A 22,250-nucleotide genomic window follows, 5' to 3' on the forward strand; every position below is an offset into this window, starting at 1 on the left:
CCTATACTCGAAACAGGCTTGGAGCCGCATCGCCAGAATAACGACGACAGCCGCGCGCTTCGACAAGAGCCGATACGATAAGGAGACGAGCATGTCAGGCTATTTCACGATCGGCGACTTCGTGATGATCATCCCGATGGCCCTTGCCGGCGCGCTGTTCCTCGGCGCGCTGCCGTGCGCCACCGAATTCCGGCACAACACGCTACGCGTCGTCGGCGCGCTGATCGGCGTGATGGTCGCAGTCGTGCTCGTGGAAACGCTGCCGGTGTTGATGTAGCGCCGGATAGCGGCTGACGTGCGCGCGGCAGGCGCATAGAAAACCCGCTCGCGCATCGGAATCGACCGGCAGTCGCGACGGCTGCGTGGTGCGATGCGCTATGGCGCGCGAATCGCCTGCGTTCGCCGGCCAGCGCGTCAACAAACGGCCGCATCCGAAGCATCCGCATCGAAGCGCGCATTCAACGCGTGGCCTGCCGGACTTGCGCACGCACGCGTTGCAACGCGTCTGCCTTTGTTAATCACCCCGCCGATCCATTACACCGGACGCGGATCGTCGTCGCGCCCGAGCCCGCGGAACTGGCTGATTGCAGCCCTGAAGTACGCGGACTGCGTTTTCCCCGCTGCGTCATCCGCTTCCTCTGCGAGCGAAGGAAGCGCGGTCCACGGCAGTGTCGGTTCGAGGTGATGCTGCCGGTGCAGATGATGATTCATCAGCAGCACGCCGAAGCCGCGCGGCACGCGGAAGTCGCGCGCGCGGCCCGGTTCGTCGAGCGCGACGCCGTAATGCGGCAGGTTGTCCGCAATCGACAGCCACAGTCCGCGCAGATACACCGACACGACCAGCACCGGCCACCACGGCCCGTACAGATGCAGCGCGAACGCATGCAGCGACATCGACAGCAGCCAGTCGCGCCGGATGCGGCGGCGGCGTTCCGGGTCCGCCGCGTGGCGCGAGAACAGCCGCTGCACCTGCACGCCGAACGGTCCGCGCGCGCCGACGCTGCGCGCCACCATCGCGGCCGCCGTCGAGGCCGGCACGAACGCGAGCAGCGGCAGCAGCACCTCGGCCGCATACAGGCCGCCGAAGAGCCGCGTGTAATACGCGAGCCGCCTGCTCCGGCGCGACTGCGACGCATCGGTGACGTCCGGCCGGTCGTACGGCTCGCGCGTGAAGCGGTGATGCATCAGATGCCCGAAGCGCATCACGTCGAACGGCAACGCGATGCCGATCGCGAGCGCGCGCGCCGCCCATTCGTTCGCGCGCCGCGACGGCAGCAACTGGCCGTGGATGCCTTCGTGGATCAACCCCCAGTGGATCGGCGTCGCGAGCACGACCGGCGCGAGCGACAGCCACGTCGCCGGCGCGGGCCAGTGGGGCGACGTGCGCAGCGCGAGCGGCAGCCCGACGAACAGCCACGCGAGCGCGAGCGATGCGACGACGGTCAGCGCAACGTTCGCGCGGGCGGGCAACACGTCGCGCGGGACGCACCGCACGAGGTCGTGACGAACGACGGCTTCCGGATCCATCGACTCCCCTCGCGCTCACTGGACTGCGGCGAAAGTAGCAGCGCCGCGTGACAGCGCGAAGAATCGATCGGCGCGTTCCGACGCGACGAGCCCGGGGTTTGATGTCGCCGGTTGGCGCGATGCGCGAGGGCTTCGGATCGGCGCGCGCGGCCATGAAAAAAGCCGCCTCGCGGCGGCTTTCCGATGCACCGGACGACACGCGCCGCGAACGGCGCATGCGCTCGTCAGATGTGCTGATCGGTGGACGGCTTCTCCCACAGATTGACGCCGCCTTCGGTCGCGTAACGGTCGATCTCCGCCAGCTCTTCCGCCGAGAACGCCAGGTTCTTCAGCGCGCCGACGTTCTCGCGCACCTGCTCCGCGCGGCTCGCGCCGATCAGCGCCGACGTCACGCGGCCGCCGCGCAGCGTCCACGCGATCGCCATCTGCGCGAGGCTCTGGCCGCGGCGCTGCGCGATGTCGTTCAGCTTGCGCACGTGATCGAGGTTCTGCGCGCTCAGGTGCTCGCCCTTCAGCGAGCCGCCGCCCGGACGGTTCACGCGCGCGTCCTCGGGCACGCCGTTCAGATACTTGTTCGTCAAGAGGCCCTGCGCGAGCGGCGTGAACGCGATGCTGCCCGCGCCGACCTGGTCGAGCGTATCGAGCAGACCATGTTCGATCCAGCGGTTCAGCATGTTGTACGACGGCTGATGGATCAGCAGCGGCACCTTGTGCTCCGCGAGCAGCTTCGCCATTTCGAGCGTCTTCTGCGCGGAGTACGACGAGATGCCGATGTACAGCGCCTTGCCCTGCTGCACGGCGGTCGCGAGCGCGCCGGCGGTTTCTTCGAGCGGCGTGTCCGCGTCGAAGCGGTGCGAATAGAAGATGTCGACGTAGTCGAGCCCCATCCGCTTCAGGCTCTGGTCGAGGCTCGCGAGCACGTACTTGCGCGAGCCGCCGCCCTGGCCATACGGGCCGGGCCACATGTCCCAGCCGGCCTTCGACGAGATCAGCAGTTCGTCGCGATACGGACGGAAGTCGTCGTTGAAGATGCGGCCGAAATTCGTTTCCGCGCTGCCGTACGGCGGGCCGTAGTTGTTCGCGAGATCGAAGTGCGTGATGCCGAGATCGAACGCAGTGCGCAGGATCTCGCGCTGCGTGGAGATCGGCGTGGTGTCGCCGAAGTTGTGCCACAGGCCGAGCGACAGGGCCGGCAGCTTGAGGCCCGACTTGCCGCAAAAGCGGTATTGCATCTGCGCATAGCGTTCGGAGGCTGCTTCGTAGGCCATTGCTTGAATCCTCGACGAAAACGGGAGAGAAAGAAGGCGCGGCCGCGAGGCGGCCGCGAAGACATTGCGTTGTCCGTTGCAACACCGCGTCGCCTGCCGGGGCGCCGCGGCTTCGGCGCGATGGACGCGCTATGTTAGCCAATCCACCCGCGTTTTGCAGAGGCCCAGATAGCGGGACGATAATGGACGGCGCACGCCGCGTCGCCTACACTGCGGCTCCGCATCAACAACAGACGGGTTATCGGATGATCAAGGCGATTTCGCTCGCGCTGATTGTCGGCGGCATCGTGCTGCTGTACTTCGGCGGCCAGTCGTTCCACTCGCTCGCGAACGACATGTCGCGCATGTTCACCGGCGCGCCCACCAACCGCACGATCCTGCTGATCGCAGGCGGCATCGCCGCGACGATCGCGGGGCTGATCGGGCTCGCGTCGTCGGGCAGGCGCTGACCCGGCGCGGTCGGCGGAAACGAGGCGCGCCGCGTGGCGGTGCGCAGCGCCGTTGCGCCGCGTCTCGCTGCGCCGTGACGGCGGGACGACCGGAGGCGGCGCATGGTGCGCCGCCCGCATCGTTCAGAGCGGCACTTCCGGCGTCGCCGCCGAGCGCGTGTTCGGCAGCGGCACGTTGCTCGCGCCGTGATAGGTGAACACGAGCGAGAACTTCACCTGGTCGCTCAGGTTCTTGCCCGCCGAATGCAGCGTGTTGCAGTGGAAGAACACGACGTCGCCGGCCGCGAGCGTCGGCGTCACCGCGTTGTCGATCCACAGCCGGTTTTCCGGCAGGTCCGCGCGGAAGAATTTCGCTTCGTCGAAGCGATCGGACGTGAACGCCGCGTCGTGCGACGCGGGCACGAGCCACAGCGCGCCGTTGTCCGCGGTCTCCGGTCCGAGCGCGAGCCACACCGATACGAGATCGTCGCGCTCGAACGACCAGTAGCGCACGTCGCGATGCCAGCCGGTCAGGCTGCCGTACGCGGGATGCTTCGTCATCATGCAGTTGTGATGCGCGCGCGACAGCACCGGCTGCTCGCCGAAGTACAGCTCCATCCAGCCGCGAATCTCCGGCGACGTCGCCCATTCGCGGAACAGCGCGTGGCGCGAATACGCGTCGAGCAGGCGGCGCACCGTATGGCCGCCGGGCGCGTCGCGCGAATCGGGCGCGCCCGGGTACTGCAGGTCGGCCTCGAATTCGACCGGCGCCGCGGCGGCGCGCAACTGTTCGGCCGCGACGGCCTTGATCTCCTCGCACCGCTGCGGCGACACGAGCCCCGGCACCACCACGAAACCGCGTTCGCGCAGCGTGCGGACCTGTTCCTTCTTCGACTGGACTGACATGGGACTTCCGTTATTCGATGTCTGGTTTGCGCGTTGCGTCCATGAAAACCACGGCTCGCGGCGCTGCGGCGCGGGCCATGATTTCGCCCCGCCGCGATCTGCTCGATTGTAAAGCGACTGCGCGTGCGTCGCGGCGCGGTCGTCGGCCGGACGGCGCTCCGCCGCCGGCCCGTGCGGACTCCGCGGCACACGCTCCGGACCGGGACGTTTGCGCACGCCGCGGCGATCCGGCCCCGATCTGCGCGCAACTGCCGCGATCGTCGCGAGCCGCACGGGATTGGGGCGGGCGCACCGCAATGGCATCAAAGGGCGGAATCGTCCGCGTCAAAAGCGCTCATGGACGCGTCCCGCCGGTGGCGAGCGCGGGTATTAACCGACTTCTCGCGGTCACGATTCGCGTGTAGCCTGCGTCGCATGTTGTTCGCTTTCTCCGACCTCCGTCTGCCCGAACAGGCCGTTCGCACGGCCTCCTGCCAGGCCGGCGCTCCGCTTGCCGCCTCCGCCTTCCGCCGGTTTCCGCCAGACCGCCTGCCGGCACGCTTACGTTTTGATTCAAACGGGCACGTTTGCTGCTGCGCCTGATCCACCGCGCGCGGCGCACTCGATCCCGGACCCGCTGACACCATGCACACTCTTTTGAATACCCGACTCACCCGCGCCGCATTGAAGGCCGCGCGTCCGGCGCGCCGTCATCTGGTTCGCGCGCTGCGCCATCATTCGGCGCGCACCCGCGCGCTTGCCGAACAGGTGCGCGACGTGCATCCCGTCGACGGAATGCGCGCGTGGTTCCATGCGTTCTTCTCGGTGCTGCGCGTGCGCACCGGCGCGCGGCACTTCTCGCTGCGCACGCTGCTGTATCGCCCGAACGCGCCGCTGCGCAAGCTGACGACCGCGCAGACGACGCCCACGCGCACCGCATCGGGCTCGCGCCGCCCGCGCCGGATGTCGGCGACGAGCGAGGGCTGGTTCGCGTTCGCGATGCGGTGACGCCGCGCGAGGTTCGCGGCGGCGGCACGCGGTAGCCACGCAACCGCTCGCCGCGAGCGACGCAGATGTGAAAAACCCCGCACGACCAACGTCGTGCGGGGTTTTTCTTATGCGCTTACTGCCAGCGGTGCGAGGGGCGCGGCCCGCTCGCCGAAACGACGGCGAGGGGCCGCGCGCAACGCGTTACGCCACCACCGCGCTGACCGGCTCGGTGCCGGCCGCTTCGGCCAGCACGAGCGCCTTGTCGGCCGCTTCCCACGAGAACTCCGGCTCTTCGCGGCCGAAGTGACCGTACGCGGCGGTCTTTTCGTAGACCGGGCGCAGCAGGTCGAGCATCTGGATGATGCCCTTCGGACGCAGGTCGAAGTGCTCGCGCACGAGCTTCGTGATCGTCGCGTCCGACACCTTGCCGGTGCCGAACGTGTTGACCATCACCGACGTCGGCTCGGCAACGCCGATCGCGTACGACACCTGGATCAGGCAGCGCGACGCGAGGCCGGCCGCGACGATGTTCTTCGCGACGTAACGGCCGGCATACGCGGCCGAGCGGTCCACCTTCGACGGGTCCTTGCCCGAGAACGCGCCGCCGCCGTGCGGAGCCGCGCCGCCGTACGTATCGACGATGATCTTGCGGCCGGTCAGGCCGCAGTCGCCCTGCGGGCCACCGATCACGAAACGGCCGGTCGGGTTCACGAGGTACTTGATTTCGCCCTTCACGAGGTCGGCCGGCAGCACCGGCTTGATCACCTCTTCGATCACCGCTTCGCGCAGCGTCGCGAGGTCGATGTCCGGCGAATGCTGCGTGGACAGCACGACCGTGTCGATCGAATGCGGCTTGCCGTCGACGTAGCGGACCGTGACCTGCGACTTCGCATCCGGACGCAGCCACGGCAGACGGCCGTCGCGGCGCAGGTTCGACTGGCGCTCGACCAGACGGTGCGACAGGTGGATCGGCAGCGGCATCAGTTCCGGCGTTTCGTCGCACGCGTAACCGAACATCAGGCCCTGGTCGCCCGCGCCCTGGTCGAGGTTGTTGTCGTGCGCGCGGTCCACGCCCTGCGCGATGTCCGGCGACTGCTTGTCGTACGCGACGAGCACCGCGCAGCCGCGGTAGTCGATGCCGTAGTCGGTGTTGTCGTAGCCGATGCGCTTGATCGTGTCGCGCGCGACCTGGATGTAGTCGACGTTCGCGGTGGTCGTGATTTCACCGGCGAGCACGACGAGACCGGTGTTGCACAGCGTTTCCGCTGCAACACGCGAGTACTTGTCCTGCGCGAGGATCGCATCGAGGATCGCATCCGAGATCTGGTCGGCGACCTTGTCCGGATGGCCTTCGGATACGGATTCGGAAGTAAAGAAATAGTCGTTTGCCACGTTGTGACTCCTGCCCCGGTTACGATTGATGTTCACGTAGCCAGCTCCGGGAGCCTGAAGTGGCGACGCTTTAGCGGATTACCTGTCCGGCTGCGCGACGCTGTCGCAGTCAACCGGCTTCGCCCCGCAAGTTGTCTATTAACTCGGCGAAGCCCGTATTATAACGACTTCGCTCATTTGTCACAGAGTCTTCGCGCGTGCAGTCTTTCGCATCCGTTCATCCCGCCTTTCCTTATTCCACGCCGTCCGGAGCCCACACATGCTAGGCAGGCTCGGCACCCGGCTCGGCATCACCGTCCTCAAACTGCTCGCGATCCTGCCGTACGGTTTCGTCGCCCGTCTCGGCGACGGCCTCGGCTGGCTGCTCTACCAGGTTCCGAGCCGCCGCAGACGCATCGTCCACATCAACCTGAGGCTGTGCTTCCCCGACTGGAGCGATGCGCGCCGCGAGGAAGTCGCGGGCCTGCATTTCCGTCACGCGATCCGCAGTTATCTGGAGCGCAGCGTCCAGTGGTTCGGCTCCGCGAAGAAACTCGAAAAGCTGATCGAACTCGACAGCGAAGTCGATCTCACCGATCCCGACCTGCCGCCGACGCTGTTCCTCGGCCTGCACTTCGTCGGCATCGAGGCCGGCTCGATGTTCCTCAACTACTCGCTGCACCGGCCGTGCGGGTCGCTGTATCAGCCGATGTCGAACCCGGAACTGGAAGCAGCCGCGAAGGCCGGCCGCAGCCGCTTCGGCGCCGAGATGGTGAGCCGCGCGGACAGCGCGCGGGTGGTGCTGCGCTGGCTGCGCGACCGCAAGCCGGTGATGCTTGGCGCGGACATGGACTACGGCGCGCGCAACTCGACGTTCGTGCCGTTCTTCGGCATCCCGACCTGCACGCTGACCGCCGTCGGCCGGCTCGCGAAGGTCGGCCGCGCGCAGGTGGTGCCGTTCATCGGCGAGGTGCTGCCGAACTACAAGGGCTATCGGCTGAAGGTGTTCAAGCCGTGGGAGAACTACCCGACCGGCGACGACGACGTCGATGCACGGCGGATGAACGCGTTCCTCGAAGAGCAGATTCCGAAGATGCCCGAGCAGTATTACTGGGTGCACAAGCGGTTCAAGACGCGGCCGCCGGGGGAGCCGGGGTTCTATTGAGCGTCGGCGCCGGGCGGCGGCTTGATCGAACGCGATGCGCGTGCGTCGCGCACAGACGATGCGCTGTCCGCCCGACCACACGGCCCGTTCGCGGGTTCGGAGCCCGTCCCGGAAACCGGCGAATCCCGCCGCGTCACTTACAATAGCGGCATGAAACTGAAATTCACCAAGATGCACGGCGCGGGCAACGACTTCGTCGTGCTCGACGGCTACACCGAGCCGCTCGACCTGACGCCCGAACGCGTGCGCGCGCTCGCCGACCGCCATTTCGGCGTCGGCGCCGACCAGTTGCTGCTGGTCGAGCGGCCGACCATCGACGGCGTCGATTTCCGCTACCGGATCTTCAATTGCGACGGCGGCGAAGTCGAGCATTGCGGCAACGGCGCGCGCTGCTTCGTGAAGTTCGTCCGCGACCGCAAGCTGACCGCCGCGCAGCGCATCCGCGTGCAGGTGCAGAACGGCATCATCACGCTCGCGATGCAGCCGGACGGCGAGGTCATCGTCGACATGGGTCGCCCGGTGTTCGAGCCGGCCAAGGTGCCGTTCGACGCGAGCGGCCTCGAAGGCCGCCGCGAAGGCAACGACACGCTATGGCCGCTCGACGTGAACGGCGCGACGCGCTGGATTTCGGTCGTGTCGATGGGCAATCCGCATGCGGTGCAGGTGGTCAACGACGTCGAGGCGTTCCCGGTGCTGGTCGACGGACCGATCGTCGAGGCGCATCCGCGTTTTCCGCGCAAGGTGAACGCCGGTTTCATGCAGATCGTGTCGCGCAGCGAAGTGCGGCTGCGCGTGTACGAGCGCGGCGCAGGCGAAACGCTCGCGTGCGGCACCGGCGCGTGCGCGGCGGTCGCGGCCGGCATCCGGCGCGGGCTGCTCGACTCGCCGGTGAAGGTGCATACGCACGGCGGCGTGCTGACGATCGCGTGGGACGGCGGCCCCAAGGGAGACCTGCTTTCGGGCGCGCCCGACGAGTCCGCCGCGCTGACGATGGCCGGCCCCGCGGTGACGGTGTTCGAAGGCGAGATCGAACTCGCGTGACGCCGCCGCGCGCCGAACCGAAACCTCCGGCCGTTGCGGCCGGCCCCGAATCACCGATGCGCGCGCCGCGCGCGTCTCTTCTGCCGAAACCATGAACGATCGCGAAGTCGCCGACTACCTGCTGGCCAACCCCGATTTCTTCGTCGAGCACGCCGAGCTGCTGTCGACGATCCGGCTCGGCAACCCGCACGGCAAGGCGGCCGTGTCGCTGCAGGAACGGCAGATGGAAATGCTGCGCGACAAGAACAAGCTGCTGGAGCGGCGGCTGTCCGAACTGCTGCGCTACGGTCACGAGAACGACAGCATCGCGACGAAGTTCGTCCGCTGGACGACGCGCATCGTCGCCGAGCGCGACCCGTACGCGCTGCCGCGCGCGGTCGCGCAGAATCTGCGCGACGTGTTCGACGTGCCGCAGGCGGCGCTGCGCGTGTGGGACGTCGCCGAAGCGTACTCGCAGGCGGACTTCGCGCGCAGCCCCGGCGAGGAAGTGCGGATCTTCGCGAACAGCCTCACCACGCCGTACTGCGGCGCGAACACCGGCTTCGAGGCCGCGCAGTGGCTCGACATCGCGGACGGCGCGCCGGAATCGGTCGCGCTCGTCGCGCTGCGCGCGCCGGACGGCGATCCGCTGGCGAACGCGTTCGGCCTGCTCGTGATGGGCTCGCCCGATCCGCGCCGTTTCCACGACGGCATGGCGACCGACTTCCTGATGCAGATCGGCGCGCTCGCGAGCGCGGCGCTCACGCGGCTGCTGCCGCACTGAGCGCGCCGACCGCTTTCGCCCGCCCATCGTGAACCCGACCGACCCGATCGCCGACTACCTGTCGAGCCTCGAACACGAGCGGCGGCTGTCCGCGCATACGCTGCGCGGCTACGCGCACGAACTCGAAGAGCTGGTGAAGCTCGCGAACGGCCGCCCGCTCGAACGGCTGAGCGCCGCCGACGTGCGCGGCGCGGTCGTGCGCGCGCACGCGGGGGGACTGTCGTCGCGGTCGATCGCGCATCGGCTGTCCGCGTGGCGCGCGTTCTACCGGTGGCTCGCTGGCCGCATCGAACTCGAAGCGAATCCGGTCGCCGCGGTGCGTGCGCCGAAGCGCGCGAAGACGCTGCCGAAGGCGCTGTCGGTGGACGACACGGCCGCGCTGATGAACGCGCCGACCGCCGACACCGCCGAGGCGCTGCGCGACCACGCGATGCTCGAACTGTTCTATTCGTCCGGGCTGCGGCTCGCGGAACTGGTCGGACTCGACGTGCATTACGTGAAGCGCGACGGCTACGAGTCGACCGGCTGGCTCAAGCGCGACGCGGCCGAAGTCGAAGTGCACGGCAAGGGCAACCGGCATCGGATGGTGCCGGTCGGCAGCAAGGCACTCGTCGCGCTCGACGCATGGCTCGCGGTGCGCGGCTCGCTCGTGAAGCACGACGACGCGCCGCTCTTCCTGTCCGTGCGCGGCAACCGGATGTCGCCCGGCGTCGTGCGCGAGCGCGTGAAGCGCGCAGCGCTCGCAGCTGGCATCCCGGCGAACGTCCATCCGCACGTGCTGCGCCACTCGTTCGCGACGCATCTGCTGCAATCGAGCGGCGACCTGCGCGCGGTGCAGGAACTGCTCGGCCACGCGAGCATCTCCGCGACGCAGGTCTATACGTCGCTCGACTTCCAGCATCTGGCGCGCGTGTACGACACCGCGCACCCGCGCGCGAAGAAGCGCGACTGATGCCATCCGGCGCGCGGCGGCGGGCTGTCCGGCCCGTCGCCGCGCGCCGCTTTTCCGTACCGAACACACGATGAATACCGTAACGCTCAAGCCGTCGAAGGAAAAATCCCTGCTGCGCCGTCACCCGTGGGTCTACGCGAACGCGATCGACCGCGTGGACGGCAAGCCCGCCCTTGGCGCGACCGTGATCGTGCGCGCGCACGACGGCCGCTTTCTCGCGCGCGCCGCGTACAGCCCGCATTCGCAGATCCGCGCGCGCGTGTGGAGCTTCGACGAGAACGAGCCCATCGACCACGCGTTCTTCAAGCGCCGCGTGCAGCGCGCGGTCGCGCATAGGCGCGCGATGGTTCGCGACACCGGCGCGGTGCGGCTGATCTTCGGCGAGGCCGATGGACTGCCGGGGTTGATCGTCGATCAGTACGACGCGGCTAACGACGCAAACGCGCACAGCCAGCTCGTCTGCCAGTTCATGGCCGCGGGCGTCGAGGCGTGGAAAGAAGCGATTGTCGCCGCGCTGATCGCGGCGACCGGCTGCCCGAACGTGTACGAGCGTTCGGACGTGTCGATCCGCGAAAAGGAAGGGCTTGAGCAGACGACCGGCGTGCTCGCCGGCGACCCGCCGGCCGACACGCTGGTCACCATCGAAAACGGCGTGCGTTATCACGTCGACGTGCGCAACGGCCACAAGACCGGCTTCTACATCGACCAGCGCGACAACCGCGCGCTCGTGCAGGCGTTCGCGGGCGAACGCGACGTGCTGAACTGCTTCTGCTACACCGGCGGCTTCTCGCTCGCCGCGTTGAAGGGCGGCGCGAAGCGCGTCGTGTCGATCGACTCGTCCGGCGAGGCGCTCGCGCTCGCGCAGCAGAACGTCGCGACGAACGGCTTCGACGCCGCGCGCGCGACATGGCTCGACGCCGACGCATTCAAGACGCTGCGGCGTCTGTACGACGACGGCGAACGCTTCGACCTCGTCGTGCTCGACCCGCCGAAGTTCGCGCCATCACGCGAGCACGTCGACCGCGCGGCGCGCGCGTACAAGGACATCAACCTGACCGGCTTGAAGCTGCTGCGTCCGGGCGGCCTGCTGTTCACGTACTCGTGCTCCGGCGCGATCGACGCCGAACTGTTCCAGAAGATCGTCGCGGGCGCTGCGGCCGACGCGCGCGTCGATGCGCGGATCCTGAAGCGGCTCGGCGCGGGCGTCGATCACCCGCTGTTGACCGCGTTCCCGGAAGGGGAATACCTGAAGGGCCTGCTGTTGCAAATCGCGTAGGCCTCCCCCATCTGCGGCGTTTTCCGGCCACGGCCGGCGCGCGCCGACCCGTCCCCGCTTTCGCCCCCCCCGTTCCGCCCGCCTCTACCGGCGGTCGGGCGACGCGGCCGCGCCGCAGTTATGGTTCAATAGGCGGTTATGTTGTAACACCGGTTGAAATCCGCGCGGCCGCAGCCGCCCGATGCGGCCGCTTAACGCAACCGATTCACGCACAGATAGGCACCCAGCATGATTCCCGTCACCATCCTGACCGGCTTCCTCGGCAGCGGCAAGACCACGCTGCTCAAGCGCATCCTGAACGAACAGCACGGCATGAAGATCGCCGTGATCGAAAACGAGTTCGGCGAAGAAAACATCGACAACGAGATCCTCGTGCAGGACTCGAACGAGCAGATCATCCAGATGAGCAACGGCTGCATCTGCTGCACGATCCGCGGCGACCTCGCGCGCGTGCTCGGCGATCTCGCGTCGCGCAAGCGCGCCGGCGAGTTCGATTTCGACCGCGTCGTGATCGAGACGACCGGCCTCGCGAACCCGGGTCCGGTCGCGCAGACGTTCTTCATGGATAACGAGATCGCCGACGAATTCCTGCTCGACGCGATCATCACGCTCGTCGACGCGAAGCACGGCAACCACCAGCTGGACGAGCACGAAGTCGTGCAGCGCCAGGTCGGCTTCGCGGACCGCCTGTTCATCACGAAGGCCGACCTCGTCGACGAAAAGGAACTCGAAGACCTGCGCCACCGCCTGCTGCACATGAACCCGAAAGCGCAGATCCGGGTCGTGAACTTCGGCGAAGCGAACATCAAGGAAGTGTTCGACCTGCGCGGCTTTAACCTGAACGCGAAGCTCGAAATCGACCCGGACTTCCTCGCGGAAGACGAGCACGATCATGCGCATCACGGTCACGACCATGACCACGACCACGCGAACTGCGACCACGATCACGGCCATTGCGACCACGAAGGCCACGATCACGGCCACCACCATCATCACCACGCGCACCACGACGACAAGATCAAGTCGTTCGTGTACCGAAGCGACCGACCGTTCGATCCGAACCGCCTCGAAGACTTCCTCGGCGGCATCCTGCAGATCTACGGCGAGCGGCTGCTGCGCTACAAGGGCGTGCTGTACATGAAGGGCGTGGACCGCAAGGTCGTGTTCCAGGGCGTGCACCAGATGATGGGCAGCGACCTCGCCGCGAAGTGGCTGCCGGTCGAGAAGAAGAACAGCAAGATGGTGTTCATCGGCATCGAGCTGCCGCAGGACCTGATCACCGACGGCCTCGACGCCTGCCTCGCGTGAGGCGCGGGAAAAGCGGTGTGCCGCGCACAATTCGTTTCGAAACCGTGCCGGACCATCGCTTTTTCACGATTAGCGGGTTATATTTTCCGGATGACGTATTTCGGTCGCCGACCGTGCTGCGACAGGGTTTTTCCGTTTGCCGGCACGGTTTGCGATTCGGTTACAATACGGCCCCACTGGAGCGGATGACCGCGTATGCGCCAGGCTGGAACGCCCGTCGGGCGCGCGCGCCGGCCTGACGAAGTTCGATGCGGCGTCCGCTACGCGACTGACGAACGGCCCCGGAAAACCTTGTCCGGAACGAGCCGATAAACCGCCGGCATAACGCGTCGCACCATGCCGCCGGTACGAAGAATGCCTCAGGAGCAGCTGAAAAACCGGTTTCCAGAGGAGTTCGGCCCCGCAGCGGCGCTTCGGCTTCACGGCAGCTCATCGTCCGTGCGTGCCGGCGCTGGCTGGCGCCATCCGAAGGCCATTGCGGGCAACACGAAAGTGCAGGCAAGATGTGCCCGTTTTGCCTCACATTGAAGAAGCAAGCCAGATGACGACGAAACGACTCTTGACCGAAGCCGAAATCCTGAAGATGAGCGACAAGGATTACATGAACGAGGATCAGCTCGCCTTCTTCAAGAACCGGCTCGAACAGTTGCAGGCGGAAATCCTGCGCAATGCGGGCCAGACCACCGAGAATCTGCGCGAGACGGTGATCGTCCCGGATCCGGCCGACCGCGCGACGATCGAGGAAGAGCATGCGCTGGAACTGCGCACGCGCGACCGCGAGCGCAAGCTGCTGAAGAAGGTGCAGCAGTCACTCGCGCGGATCGATGCGGGCGACTACGGCTGGTGCGAAGAGACCGGCGAGCCGATCGGCATCCCGCGCCTGCTCGCGCGGCCGACCGCGACGCTGTCGCTCGAAGCCCAGGAGCGCCGCGAACTGCGCCAGAAGCTGTTCGGCGACTGACCGGCCGTTTCGGCGCGCCGCCACGCCGCGCCGGACTTCCCGCCTTCGCAAGAAGCGCACGGTAAACCGTGCGCTTTTTTATTTGGCGCGCCGCGTGCGCGGCCTTCCTGGCGCCCGGACCCGGCAGCCCGCAAGCCGTTTTCTGCGCGCCGGATCTTGATAAGCCCCCGGCCGCCCTAAAATGCTTTCGACATGCGCCCGCCGCGGCCCACGCGCCGCGACAGACAGGGCGCCGCACCGGACCCGGAGCGGCGGCGCACCGCGCCGCCGCGCTCTTCCCAGTCAGCACCACCAGGCATCAACGGTAAAAGGAAAGCACATGGAGCAATTTCACGGCACGACGATCGTTTCCGTGCGACGCGGCGACAAGGTCGCGCTCGGCGGCGACGGCCAGGTCACGCTCGGCAACATCGTCATGAAAGGCGGCGCGAAAAAAGTCCGGCGCATCTACGGCGGCAAGGTGATGGTCGGCTTCGCGGGCGGCACCGCCGACGCCTTCTCGCTGCTGGACCGCTTCGAGGCGAAACTCGAAAAGCATCAGGGCAACCTCACTCGCGCGGCCGTCGAACTGGCGAAGGACTGGCGCACCGACCGCATGCTGCGCCGCCTCGAAGCGATGCTGATCGCGGCCGACGCGCAAACGACGCTCGTCATCACCGGCAACGGCGACGTGCTCGATCCGGAAGGCGGCATCTGCGCGATCGGCTCCGGCGGCTCGTACGCGCAGGCCGCGGCGCGCGCGCTGATCGAGAACACCGACCTCGAACCGCGCGAGATCGTCGAGAAGGCGCTCGGCATCGCCGGCGACATGTGCATCTACACGAACCACAACCGCGTGATCGAAACGATCGAGTAAGCGACCGGCAACCGACGAGAAGGAACCAGGATGAGCACCATGACCCCCGCCGAGATCGTCTCGGAACTCGACAAGCACATCATCGGGCAGGCGCGCGCGAAAAAGGCCGTCGCCGTCGCGCTGCGCAACCGCTGGCGCCGCCAGCAGGTCGCCGAGCCGCTGCGCCAGGAAATCACGCCGAAGAACATCCTGATGATCGGACCGACCGGCGTCGGCAAGACCGAGATCGCGCGGCGTCTCGCGAAACTCGCCGACGCGCCGTTCATCAAGATCGAAGCGACGAAGTTCACCGAGGTCGGCTACGTCGGCCGCGACGTGGACAGCATCGTGCGCGACCTGATCGAAATCTCGGTCAAGCAGACGCGCGAAGCCGAGATGCGCAAGGTCCGCTCGAAGGCGACCGACCAGGCCGAGGACCGCATTCTCGACATCCTGCTGCCGGGCGCGCGTCCGGTCGGTTTCGGCACCGCGTCGGAGAGCCACGCCGAGGGTGAGAACGCGACCCGCCAGACGTTCCGCAAGCGCCTGCGCGAAGGCCAGCTCGACGACAAGGAGATCGAACTGGACGTCGAGCTGCCGCAGGCCGGCATGGACATCATGGGGCCACCCGGAATGGAGGACATGACCGAGCAGATCCGCTCGATGTTCGCGAATCTCGGCGGCGGCAAGAAAACCCGCCGCAAGCTGAAGGTGAAGGAGGCGCTGAAAGTCCTCACCGACGAGGAAGCGGGCAAGATGCTGAACGACGAGGAGGTCAAGACGAAGGCCGTCCAGAACGTCGAGCAGAACGGCATCGTGTTCCTCGACGAGATCGACAAGATCGCGTCGCGCAACAACGAAGGCAGCGGCGGCGGTGAAGTCTCTCGCCAGGGCGTGCAGCGCGATCTGCTGCCGCTCGTCGAAGGCACGACGATCAACACGAAGTACGGGATGATCAAGACCGATCACATCCTGTTCATCGCGAGCGGCGCGTTCCATCTCGCGAAGCCGAGCGACCTGATCCCCGAACTGCAAGGGCGCTTCCCGATCCGCGTCGAACTCGACTCGCTGTCGGTGAAGGACTTCGAATCGATCCTCGTCGCGACCGACGCGAGCCTCGTGAAGCAGTATCAGGCGCTGCTCGCGACCGAGGACGTGCAGCTCGAATTCGCCGACGACGGCATTCGCCGTCTCGCGGAGATCGCGTTCTCGGTCAACGAAAAGACCGAGAACATCGGCGCGCGCCGCCTGTACACGGTGATCGAAAAACTGCTGGAGGACGTGTCGTTCGCGGCCGGCAATCACGCGGGCCAGAACGTGGTCGTCGACGCCGCGTATGTCGACAGCGCGCTCGGCGAAGTCGCGCAGGACGAGGATCTGTCGCGCTACGTGCTGTAACGTCGTGTGAACGTGCGTCGCGCGCGATGCACGTCGGCACGAAAAGAAGGGTCCCGCGTGGGACCCTTTTCTTTTGCTTCGAAAGAACGAATGGCCCGGCGTGCCGCAAGCCGGGCTGCATCATGCCGAGGCGGAACGCCGGCCGGCGGCTTCCCGTGTCGCCGCCGGTCGATGCCCGCCATCCGTCACTGACGGACCGGCCGCTTCGCGAGCTTGCGTTGCAGCGTGCGGCGGTGCATGTTCAACGCGCGCGCGGTCGCCGAGATGTTGCCGCCGTGCTCGGCCAGCACGCGTTGAATGTGCTCCCATTCGAGCCGCGCAACGGACAGCGGCATCGGATGCTCGATCGCTTCCTCGGCCTGCAGCGAACTCGCGTCGCGCTGCAAGGCGGCCAGGATGGTTTCGACGTTGGCCGGTTTCGCGAGGTAGTTGTCCGCGCCGTCCTTCACCGCCTGAACCGCGGTCGCGATGCTCGCATAGCCGGTCAGCACCAGCATCCGCGCATCGGGCTGCAGTTCGCGCAGCGGCGCGACGAGGCCCAATCCCGAGTCCTTGCCAAGGTGTAGATCCACGGTGATCTGCGAGAATTTCTGCTGGTTCGCGAAGCGAATCGCTTCCTCGCCGTTGTGAGCCTGCTGCACCTGATAACCGCGGCGCGCGAGCCCGCGGGTCAGAATGTCGGAGAACACCTCGTCGTCGTCGATCACCAGAAAATTCAAATCGCTCATGCCTGTTTCTCCGTGTTAGTGGGCGGCACCGGGCTTTGGATCGCCCGCGCCCGAACTGTTGGCCGAATCGCTGCTGCCGTCCGGACCGGCATCCGGGCGCATGCCAGGCGCGCCCGCCGATGCCGCAACGGCCCTCGCCGGCACGCGCAATACCGCGCGGGTGCCGCGCGGAACACGTTCTGCGCCCGCGGACGGAGGATTCACGTCGGACAACTCAATGGAGCCGCCGAGCCGGGCCGCCGACGAAAACGCCAGATACAGCCCGACACCATGGCCGCCCTGGGTACTGTCGACCGGCGCAGCACCAAGCGACGCCCTCAGCGATGCGGGGATGCCAGGCCCCGCGTCGCAAACTTCGAACTCCACCAAATCGTCGTGCTCCGCGCGCTGCGAGCGCAACGTCACGTGATCGCGGCTCGCGCGCGCGGCGTTGTCGAGCAGGATCGTCAGGATCTGGCTGACCGCGACGGTGTCGTCGAGGCTCGCGTCGGCCGGCGCATCGCCGACCTGCTCGAACGTCACGTGCGGATGGCGCAGCCGCCACTGCTCGACGAACGGCCCGAGCCATTCGCCGACCGCCTGCCGGCTGCCCGACGACGCGCGGCTGCGCAGCCGCGCGAGCGCCGACGTGCAGAGCGACATCTGCTGGTCGAGCAGGTCGAGGTCGGCGACGTACGGCGCAAGGCCCCTGTCGGTACGCGCCGCGTCGCGCAGTTCCTCGGTCAGCATCGCGATCGTCGACAGCGGCGTGCCGATCTCGTGCGTGACGGTGGCCGCCTGCACGCCGAGCGCGACCGCCCGCTCGTCGCGCAGCAGGCGCTGCTGCGCGTCGGCGAGCGCGTTTTCGCGCTGGCGCAGCGCGCGCGACATCCGCGCGACGAACCACACGATCAGCGCGACGCTCACCATGAAGTTCACCCACATGCCCGCGCGGTAGTAGTCGAACAGGTTCGCGGGGTTGTCCATGTTGAGCGGCACGGAATCGAAGCCGAGCAGCACGTAGCAGGTGACCGCGAACGCGGCGAGCCACGCGGCCAGATACCAGGGCAGCACGGCGGCCGCGATCGCGATCGAAGGCAGATACAGCGACACGAACGGATTGGTGGTGCCGCCCGACAGGAACAGCAGCGCGGACAACGCGCCGATGTCGACCCAGATCTGGCCGAACAGTTCGAGATTCGACTCGGGACGATCCTGGGACACGCGCAGCCACGTGACGCCGTTGAACAGCACTTCCATCGCGATCACGAACAGCATCGCCGGCAACGGCAGACGCACGCCCATGAAGAACTGCACGAACGCGATCGTGCAGAGCTGGCCGATGATGGCGAGACTGCGCAGCCAGAAAAGATGGCCGAGATTGACACTAGCGCTAACGGTTATCCGATGCATGCTGCCAGTTTACCGGTTGATGGGTTTCTTACCGATTATCTTAAATACATTTGTTTCGATCAGCTTAATTCATCGACGTTAATTGAATGTTGAACTTAGAATTCATGCGCCTTCGATACACCCCATTGCACGACATCCGAATCCGCTGTCACCGCAGTCAGGCCGCGCATTCGCCGCTATCGCGAAGCCCAACTGCGGACGCGTCATTCTAAGGTGTCCGCTGCGACGTGTCGCACCCGGATGCGCAGGCAAACTCGACATATCGCGGAGGTGCGTCACACCTGCGGCCAATTTCCGAAGCCTGCGGAATAATCCGGCCATCATGTTGACGTAAATCAGATTATGACGCGTTGAATCCGTCTTTTCTCAAAAAATTGAAAATTCAAACTTGTGCTGACAGCGAAATGTGAATCCAGTCCTGCGCGCTGTTCAGCAATGCGACTGAATCGGAACGGCGGGTTTATCGCGTACAGCGCCGTCCCGCATTGTGACCAACCTCGATCGATCCGTTGAACGCGAAACCACCGACGCCCCGCTAAAACGGCCGTCGCTCATCGCGCGCCAGTATGCGCCGGTCAGGTTCGTTGGACACCTAAATTGATGATCGCAACGCTCGCGTGTAGCGGTGCGCATACAGTGCGTCCGCACGATAGCTGCATCAGGTGGAATGGGATAGCGTGGGTACGCTGAAAGCACGTCCACTGACCGAAGTGCAACGGCGTGACGGAGGAGCAGGGTCGCGCGGCAGGCGAACTCGCGCCGCCTCGTTATGCCGATGTAGCCGCTAGCCGTAAAAACATCGTCCCGACCCGCAGCGACCTGGCGCACAAGATCGGCGGCCGACGACGCGAACTGTCAAATCCCCCCGGCGGATTCCGGACTCGTCGCCGGTCCGGCGGCGACAGCGGCAGCAAGACATTCCGGACACACGCAGCGCCCGCGCGGATCCACCTGACTCGCCGGCAGCGCGGGCAGCGTCTTGCACCAGCAGTCGAACGGCTCCGCGTGCCGGCCGCAGTCGAACATCCGTGCGCAGCGCGGGCAGCGCACGCTTTTCACATCGGGGTGAACGGGGGAAACGGAGGCGGTCATCGCACGCGCTCCTTCTAAGGCCGGAATCCGGCGGTAAGCCCATGATGCCACACGCCGCGCAGGTGACCAGCGCGTGCCGACGGGCGATCGCCGGAGCCGGCGCGCGGTCGCCGTCCCGGCCATCCGCGCCGCCTCGCCCAACCGCCGCCGCGCTTCGCCCCCGCGCGCCGCCAGCCTTCCGCCAACGACCCGGTAGCGGGCCGGGAAACCCCGAAAAGACGCTGCAAACCACCCGGCCCAGCCCGTCACCGTCGGCCATCCGGCCGTCATCTGTTCTTCGCTGTTGCGGCGCGACAGTCCTGTACAATTCGCCGTTGTTTCAACCGTTTTCGCCCATTTTTCCGCCGCCATGTCCGATCATCCCGACCTCTCCCAGATCGCGCCTACGCTGAAAGCCGAAATCCTGGCCGAAGCGCTGCCCTACATCCGCCAGTACCACGGCAAGACCGTGGTCATCAAGTACGGCGGCAACGCCATGACCGAGGAGCGGCTCAAGCAGGGTTTCGCACGCGACGTGATCCTGCTGAAGCTGGTCGGCATCAATCCGGTCATCGTGCACGGCGGCGGCCCGCAGATCGACCAGGCGCTGAAGAAAATCGGCAAGCAGGGCACCTTCATCCAGGGGATGCGCGTCACCGACGAGGAAACGATGGAAGTCGTCGAGTGGGTGCTCGGCGGCGAGGTGCAGCAGGACATCGTCACGCTGATCAACCACTTCGGCGGCCACGCGGTCGGCCTGACCGGCAAGGACGGCGGCCTGATCCACGCGCGCAAGCTGATGATGCCGGACCGCGACAATCCGGGCCAGTACGTGGACATCGGCCAGGTCGGCGAGGTCGAGGCGATCAACCCGGCGGTCGTGAAGGCGTTGCAGGACGACGCGTTCATCCCGGTCATCTCGCCGATCGGCTTCGGCGAGGACGGCCTGTCGTACAACATCAACGCGGACCTCGTCGCGGGCAAGCTGGCGGTCGTGCTGAACGCCGAAAAGCTCGTGATGATGACCAACATCCCCGGCGTGATGGACAAGGCGGGCACCCTGCTGACCGACCTGTCCGCGCGCGAGATCGACGCCCTCTTCGAGGACGGCACGATCTCCGGCGGCATGCTGCCGAAGATCTCGTCGGCGCTCGACGCGGCGAAGAGCGGCGTGCGCTCGGTCCACATCATCGACGGCCGGATCGAGCATTCGGTGCTGCTCGAAATCCTGACCGAGCAGCCGTTCGGCACTATGATCCGTTCGCATTGATGCCCCCGGCGGCGGCCGCTCCGGCGCGGTCCGCCGCGCCGTTCGCCGCCAATGCGAACGGGCGGACGGCCCGACATCCTGCCGTCCGCGCACGGCCCCGCCACCCGATCCGCCTTCCCGCCCGATGAATCCTTCCCGCCCGCGCCGACGCCGGCCGCAACACGCGGCGGGCACCCCCGTCTGGCTGTTCGATCTCGACAACACGCTGCACGGCGCATCGCGCGCGATCTTCCCGCAGATCAACCGCGCGATGACGCAGTACATCGTCGACACGCTCGCCGTGGACGTCACCGAGGCGAACCGGCTGCGGGTCGGCTACACGGTGCGCTACGGCGCGACGCTGCTCGGGCTTGCGCGGCACCATCCGGTCGATCCGCACGACTTCCTGAAGGCGGTCCACACGTTTTCGGATCTCGGCTCGATGGTTCACGCGGAGCGCGGCCTCGCGCGCACGCTCGCCGCGCTGCCGGGCCGCCGGATCCTGCTGACGAACGGCCCGGAGGCCTATGCGCGCGCGGTCCTCGCGGAACTCGGCATCGAGCGGCTGTTCGAGCGCGTCGTCGCGATCGAGCAGATGCGCGAGCGCGACCGCTGGCGCGCGAAGCCGGACCGCGCGATGCTGCGGCAGACGCTGCGCCGGGCCGGCGCCACGCTCGCGGACGCGATCCTCATCGAAGACACGCGCGGCCATCTGAAACGCTACCGGCGGCTCGGCATCCGGACCGTCTGGATCACCGGCCATCTGCCGCCGCTGCCCGCACCATCCGCGCGCCGTCAGGGAAGCGGCAAGCCGCACTATGTCGACCAGCGCATTCGTTCGCTAAAATCGCTACAACTGGGCATCCGGTCGGGGCGACTGGGGCAGTCGATGCGATTCAAGGGGCGACCTTCATGCAGCCGACCGACACGCGTGACGCAACCGTAGAACGAGAACCGCAAGGCACCGTGCGCCGCGCCGCGCGGCCGAAGCCGGGCGAGCGGCGCATCCACATCCTGCAGACGCTGGCCGCGATGCTGGAAACGCCGAAGGGCGAAAAGATCACGACGGCCGCGCTCGCCGCGCGCCTCGGCGTATCGGAGGCGGCGCTGTACCGCCACTTCGCGAGCAAGGCCCAGATGTTCGAAGGGCTGATCGACTTCATCGAGCAGACGCTGTTCGCGCTCATCAACCAGATCGTCGCGAAGGAACCGAACGGCATCCTCCAGGCGCGCGCGATCGCGCTGATGCTCATCAACTTCTCGACGAAGAACGCCGGCATGACGCGGGTGCTGACCTGCGAGGCGCTGGTCGGCGAGCACGCGCGCCTCGCCGAGCGCGTGAACCAGATGCTCGACCGGATCGAGGCGTCGCTGCGCCAGTGCCTGCGCGTCGCGCTCGCCGAATCCGAAGGGCCGGCCACCGCCGCGACGGTCGTTCTGCCGCCGGGTTACGATCCTGCTGTGCGCGCGAGCCTCGTCGTCCGCTATGTGATCGGCTGCTGGCATCGCTACGCGCAAAGCGGCTTCGTGCGCGAGCCCGGCGAGTACGCGGACGAGCAGCTTCGCATCATCCTCCAGTAGCAGCCACAGCGCGTCCGGCCGCCATGGCGGCTGTCGCGCCGGCTCCAGGGCAGCGGCCCGA

Annotated in this window: 21 protein-coding genes; 15 read left to right on the top strand and 6 right to left on the bottom strand. The window is 67.0% G+C overall.

What is annotated here, in order from left to right:
• Positions 1–91: 91 nt before the first annotated feature.
• Positions 92–277 (top strand): hypothetical protein, encoded by a 186-nt coding sequence (locus BLV92_RS00255; RefSeq protein WP_090541110.1) that lies wholly within the window; start codon positions 92–94, stop codon positions 275–277.
• Between the two features lie 257 nt (positions 278–534).
• On the opposite strand, the gene BLV92_RS00260 is transcribed toward BLV92_RS00255, so the two are convergent.
• Both BLV92_RS00260 and mgrA read right to left on the bottom strand, forming a co-directional pair.
• The gene (locus tag BLV92_RS00260; RefSeq protein WP_090541113.1) at positions 535–1,527 is read right to left on the bottom strand and encodes a fatty acid desaturase family protein; all 993 of its coding nucleotides are present in this window, start codon (positions 1,525–1,527) and stop codon (positions 535–537) included.
• Between the two features lie 224 nt (positions 1,528–1,751).
• Positions 1,752–2,795 carry an L-glyceraldehyde 3-phosphate reductase gene (gene mgrA, locus BLV92_RS00265; RefSeq protein WP_090541116.1) on the bottom strand — a complete coding sequence of 348 codons (1,044 nt, stop codon included), beginning with the start codon at positions 2,793–2,795 and terminating at the stop codon, positions 1,752–1,754.
• Positions 2,796–3,040: 245 nt separating this feature from the next.
• Between mgrA and BLV92_RS00270 the strand changes: the two genes are divergently transcribed.
• Positions 3,041–3,244: a DUF3185 family protein gene (locus BLV92_RS00270; protein WP_090546711.1), complete on the top strand. Its 204-nt coding sequence runs from the start codon at positions 3,041–3,043 to the stop codon at positions 3,242–3,244.
• A gap of 123 nt (positions 3,245–3,367) precedes the next feature.
• Here the strand turns inward: BLV92_RS00270 and BLV92_RS00275 are convergent, their stop codons facing one another.
• Positions 3,368–4,129 carry a phytanoyl-CoA dioxygenase family protein gene (locus BLV92_RS00275; protein WP_090541118.1) on the bottom strand — a complete coding sequence of 254 codons (762 nt, stop codon included), beginning with the start codon at positions 4,127–4,129 and terminating at the stop codon, positions 3,368–3,370.
• 624 nt (positions 4,130–4,753) lie between these two features.
• Between BLV92_RS00275 and BLV92_RS00280 the strand changes: the two genes are divergently transcribed.
• Positions 4,754–5,116: a hypothetical protein gene (locus BLV92_RS00280; RefSeq protein WP_090541121.1), complete on the top strand. Its 363-nt coding sequence runs from the start codon at positions 4,754–4,756 to the stop codon at positions 5,114–5,116.
• Between the two features lie 183 nt (positions 5,117–5,299).
• On the opposite strand, the gene metK is transcribed toward BLV92_RS00280, so the two are convergent.
• Positions 5,300–6,490 (bottom strand): methionine adenosyltransferase, encoded by a 1,191-nt coding sequence (metK, locus tag BLV92_RS00285; RefSeq protein ID WP_090541123.1) that lies wholly within the window; start codon positions 6,488–6,490, stop codon positions 5,300–5,302.
• Between the two features lie 259 nt (positions 6,491–6,749).
• Here metK and BLV92_RS00290 point away from each other — a divergent pair, with 259 nt between their 5' ends.
• From BLV92_RS00290 to hslU, 9 genes are all read left to right on the top strand, one after another.
• Complete coding sequence (locus BLV92_RS00290) at positions 6,750–7,634, top strand: lipid A biosynthesis lauroyl acyltransferase (RefSeq protein WP_090541126.1); 885 nt, start codon at positions 6,750–6,752, stop codon at positions 7,632–7,634.
• Positions 7,635–7,784: 150 nt separating this feature from the next.
• Positions 7,785–8,675 (top strand): diaminopimelate epimerase, encoded by an 891-nt coding sequence (dapF, locus tag BLV92_RS00295; RefSeq protein WP_090546713.1) that lies wholly within the window; start codon positions 7,785–7,787, stop codon positions 8,673–8,675.
• Positions 8,676–8,766: 91 nt separating this feature from the next.
• Positions 8,767–9,438, top strand: a complete 672-nt coding sequence (locus BLV92_RS00300; RefSeq protein WP_090541129.1) for a DUF484 family protein — start codon at positions 8,767–8,769, stop codon at positions 9,436–9,438.
• A 28-nt stretch (positions 9,439–9,466) separates the two neighbouring features.
• A complete protein-coding gene (gene xerC / locus BLV92_RS00305; RefSeq protein ID WP_090541132.1) occupies positions 9,467–10,390 on the top strand; it encodes a tyrosine recombinase XerC in 924 nt (307 codons plus the stop codon).
• Between the two features lie 70 nt (positions 10,391–10,460).
• Positions 10,461–11,666 carry a class I SAM-dependent rRNA methyltransferase gene (locus BLV92_RS00310; protein WP_090541135.1) on the top strand — a complete coding sequence of 402 codons (1,206 nt, stop codon included), beginning with the start codon at positions 10,461–10,463 and terminating at the stop codon, positions 11,664–11,666.
• Positions 11,667–11,894: 228 nt separating this feature from the next.
• Entirely contained in the window at positions 11,895–12,974 is a 1,080-nt protein-coding gene (locus BLV92_RS00315; RefSeq protein WP_090541139.1) for a CobW family GTP-binding protein, read from the top strand.
• Positions 12,975–13,515: 541 nt separating this feature from the next.
• Entirely contained in the window at positions 13,516–13,935 is a 420-nt protein-coding gene (gene dksA, locus BLV92_RS00320) for an RNA polymerase-binding protein DksA (protein WP_090541141.1), read from the top strand.
• 319 nt (positions 13,936–14,254) lie between these two features.
• Positions 14,255–14,791 (top strand): ATP-dependent protease subunit HslV, encoded by a 537-nt coding sequence (gene hslV / locus BLV92_RS00325; protein ID WP_090541144.1) that lies wholly within the window; start codon positions 14,255–14,257, stop codon positions 14,789–14,791.
• 30 nt (positions 14,792–14,821) lie between these two features.
• Positions 14,822–16,168, top strand: coding sequence for an ATP-dependent protease ATPase subunit HslU (hslU, locus tag BLV92_RS00330; protein ID WP_090541147.1), 1,347 nt, complete (start codon positions 14,822–14,824; stop codon positions 16,166–16,168).
• A gap of 185 nt (positions 16,169–16,353) precedes the next feature.
• On the opposite strand, the gene BLV92_RS00335 is transcribed toward hslU, so the two are convergent.
• Both BLV92_RS00335 and BLV92_RS00340 read right to left on the bottom strand, forming a co-directional pair.
• Positions 16,354–16,896: a response regulator transcription factor gene (locus BLV92_RS00335; RefSeq protein WP_090541150.1), complete on the bottom strand. Its 543-nt coding sequence runs from the start codon at positions 16,894–16,896 to the stop codon at positions 16,354–16,356.
• A gap of 15 nt (positions 16,897–16,911) precedes the next feature.
• On the bottom strand, positions 16,912–18,288 hold the full coding sequence (locus tag BLV92_RS00340) for a sensor histidine kinase (protein WP_090541153.1): 1,377 nt from the start codon (positions 18,286–18,288) through the stop codon (positions 16,912–16,914).
• A 1,441-nt stretch (positions 18,289–19,729) separates the two neighbouring features.
• Here BLV92_RS00340 and argB point away from each other — a divergent pair.
• The 3 genes from argB to slmA all read left to right on the top strand — a co-directional run bounded on the left by argB (position 19,730) and on the right by slmA (position 22,189).
• Positions 19,730–20,629, top strand: a complete 900-nt coding sequence (gene argB / locus BLV92_RS00350; RefSeq protein ID WP_090541158.1) for an acetylglutamate kinase — start codon at positions 19,730–19,732, stop codon at positions 20,627–20,629.
• 124 nt (positions 20,630–20,753) lie between these two features.
• Entirely contained in the window at positions 20,754–21,554 is an 801-nt protein-coding gene (locus BLV92_RS00355; RefSeq protein WP_090541160.1) for a pyrimidine 5'-nucleotidase, read from the top strand.
• On the top strand, positions 21,521–22,189 hold the full coding sequence (slmA, locus tag BLV92_RS00360) for a nucleoid occlusion factor SlmA (protein WP_090541162.1): 669 nt from the start codon (positions 21,521–21,523) through the stop codon (positions 22,187–22,189). The genes BLV92_RS00355 and slmA overlap by 34 nt, the downstream gene beginning before the upstream one ends.
• Positions 22,190–22,250 lie beyond the last annotated feature (61 nt).

Source organism: Paraburkholderia caballeronis (assembly GCF_900104845.1).
Classification (GTDB): Bacteria; Pseudomonadota; Gammaproteobacteria; order Burkholderiales; family Burkholderiaceae; genus Paraburkholderia; species Paraburkholderia caballeronis.

What these genes read in the sequence shown, in the direction of transcription:
- BLV92_RS00310 (WP_090541135.1), top strand. Translation starts at nt 10,461, where the DNA reads ATGAATACCGTAACGCTCAAGCCGTCGAAGGAAAAATCCCTGCTGCGC.
- BLV92_RS00255 (WP_090541110.1), top strand. Translation starts at nt 92, where the DNA reads ATGTCAGGCTATTTCACGATCGGCGACTTCGTGATGATCATCCCGATG.
- mgrA (WP_090541116.1), bottom strand. Translation starts at nt 2,795, where the DNA reads ATGGCCTACGAAGCAGCCTCCGAACGCTATGCGCAGATGCAATACCGC.
- BLV92_RS00275 (WP_090541118.1), bottom strand. Translation starts at nt 4,129, where the DNA reads ATGTCAGTCCAGTCGAAGAAGGAACAGGTCCGCACGCTGCGCGAACGC.
- dksA (WP_090541141.1), top strand. Translation starts at nt 13,516, where the DNA reads ATGACGACGAAACGACTCTTGACCGAAGCCGAAATCCTGAAGATGAGC.
- BLV92_RS00270 (WP_090546711.1), top strand. Translation starts at nt 3,041, where the DNA reads ATGATCAAGGCGATTTCGCTCGCGCTGATTGTCGGCGGCATCGTGCTG.
- hslU (WP_090541147.1), top strand. Translation starts at nt 14,822, where the DNA reads ATGAGCACCATGACCCCCGCCGAGATCGTCTCGGAACTCGACAAGCAC.
- BLV92_RS00260 (WP_090541113.1), bottom strand. Translation starts at nt 1,527, where the DNA reads ATGGATCCGGAAGCCGTCGTTCGTCACGACCTCGTGCGGTGCGTCCCG.
- dapF (WP_090546713.1), top strand. Translation starts at nt 7,785, where the DNA reads ATGAAACTGAAATTCACCAAGATGCACGGCGCGGGCAACGACTTCGTC.
- BLV92_RS00315 (WP_090541139.1), top strand. Translation starts at nt 11,895, where the DNA reads ATGATTCCCGTCACCATCCTGACCGGCTTCCTCGGCAGCGGCAAGACC.
- BLV92_RS00300 (WP_090541129.1), top strand. Translation starts at nt 8,767, where the DNA reads ATGAACGATCGCGAAGTCGCCGACTACCTGCTGGCCAACCCCGATTTC.
- BLV92_RS00355 (WP_090541160.1), top strand. Translation starts at nt 20,754, where the DNA reads ATGAATCCTTCCCGCCCGCGCCGACGCCGGCCGCAACACGCGGCGGGC.
- hslV (WP_090541144.1), top strand. Translation starts at nt 14,255, where the DNA reads ATGGAGCAATTTCACGGCACGACGATCGTTTCCGTGCGACGCGGCGAC.
- argB (WP_090541158.1), top strand. Translation starts at nt 19,730, where the DNA reads ATGTCCGATCATCCCGACCTCTCCCAGATCGCGCCTACGCTGAAAGCC.
- BLV92_RS00290 (WP_090541126.1), top strand. Translation starts at nt 6,750, where the DNA reads ATGCTAGGCAGGCTCGGCACCCGGCTCGGCATCACCGTCCTCAAACTG.
- slmA (WP_090541162.1), top strand. Translation starts at nt 21,521, where the DNA reads ATGCAGCCGACCGACACGCGTGACGCAACCGTAGAACGAGAACCGCAA.
- BLV92_RS00280 (WP_090541121.1), top strand. Translation starts at nt 4,754, where the DNA reads ATGCACACTCTTTTGAATACCCGACTCACCCGCGCCGCATTGAAGGCC.
- BLV92_RS00335 (WP_090541150.1), bottom strand. Translation starts at nt 16,896, where the DNA reads ATGAGCGATTTGAATTTTCTGGTGATCGACGACGACGAGGTGTTCTCC.
- BLV92_RS00340 (WP_090541153.1), bottom strand. Translation starts at nt 18,288, where the DNA reads ATGCATCGGATAACCGTTAGCGCTAGTGTCAATCTCGGCCATCTTTTC.